The organism is Pseudoalteromonas sp. TB51, assembly GCF_000498055.1.
Classification (GTDB): Bacteria; Pseudomonadota; Gammaproteobacteria; order Enterobacterales; family Alteromonadaceae; genus Pseudoalteromonas; species Pseudoalteromonas atlantica.
Genome location: NZ_AUTO01000014.1, coordinates 1 through 1,240, shown reverse-complemented (window position 1 = coordinate 1,240; position 1,240 = coordinate 1). Strand labels below are relative to the sequence as shown.

Here is a 1,240-nt window from a genome sequence, read left to right as displayed (position 1 = left end):
ACTCCACCCAAAACAGGCCCTACAATAGGAATAGGGGCCAATGAAGTAAAGGCAGCTGTAGCGCCTTGGTAGGTATTAATAACAGCTTGAGCTATTGCAAACGCTTTATAGGCTTTAAACGCAGTCTTACTTTGGCCAGCCATCGTTTTAAACGTAGCAGCGCCCAAGCCAACAATCGCGTTAGATTTTTCAGCTTCTGTTTGTTTTTCAAAGTTAGCAAAAGCTAAAACATTACTTTGTAATGCCCCCATATTGCGGGTTTTAATTTGTAATAGGCGCTCTTGATGAGCGGCTTCACTTGCTTCACGCTCACTATGGTAACCACTAGCGGCATTGAGCTCTGTTTGGCGTTCTAAATCACGTAGCTGATTATCAGTGTTGTATTTTAGCTCGCCTACATCATCATTCGCCGCTAAGCCTATTTGTGAGCGGCGTTTAGCATCAACACGAGCTTGTTGGCGTGCTTGTTCGACACCTAATTCACTATTGTAAGCAGCTAATGCATCACGATCCGCATGGCCTTTAATAACGGCTATGCGATCTTCAAGCTCTTGCTGTAATTTATTTTTACGAAACTCTTCAGCTTGGTTTTTTTTTCGTATTTCAGCCTGTCTTTCACGTTCAGTAATTTTACCTTGATCTTCAAAATATTTAGACTGTAAGCGCTTTAAAATACCATCATATTTAGCTTTGTTACTTACATCGTTCTCACGCGCAACGGTCACCATTTGTCGTTGCTTATCGAAGTTATCTTTTAATCTAGCGCGCTCTCCCATTAAGCTGACTTCTAAGCGCTTAATGTTATCGGGCATGGCTGTACTTGTTACAACTGGCTTAGGCTTTTCAGTTTCTTTAATTGCGAGTACTTGTTGCAGAGCCACAATTTCATTTTTTAAGTCGGTCACGCGCTGTTGTGCCGCCTCAACATCCGAGAACTTACCCTTTAAGAATGGGTTGTTAAAACGTTCTCGTGCTTCATCAGCCATTTGAATCGCATTTTTAATGCGACCTTGCGCCATTAGTAGTAAACCTTGTGCTTGGCTACTTGTTAAATTGGCATACGGGTTTAGGTCTTTACTGGCTTCTTTAAGTTTATTAACGGAGTCTGTAGCGTCATCGCCCTGGCTTGCAAAGTAAGCAAGGCCAAGCCCAGCTGTTACTAATAAACCAACAGGGCCACCTAACAACCCCATTACGGTGCTAAGGCCACGCGCTGCTAAGGTTGCACGCCTAGCGGCGG

The 1,240-nt window shown here is 43.5% G+C and carries 1 pseudogene; it reads right to left on the bottom strand.

What is annotated here, in order from left to right:
* A pseudogene (locus L650_RS0100385) lies at positions 1–1,240 on the bottom strand (phage tail protein); the annotation flags it as partial.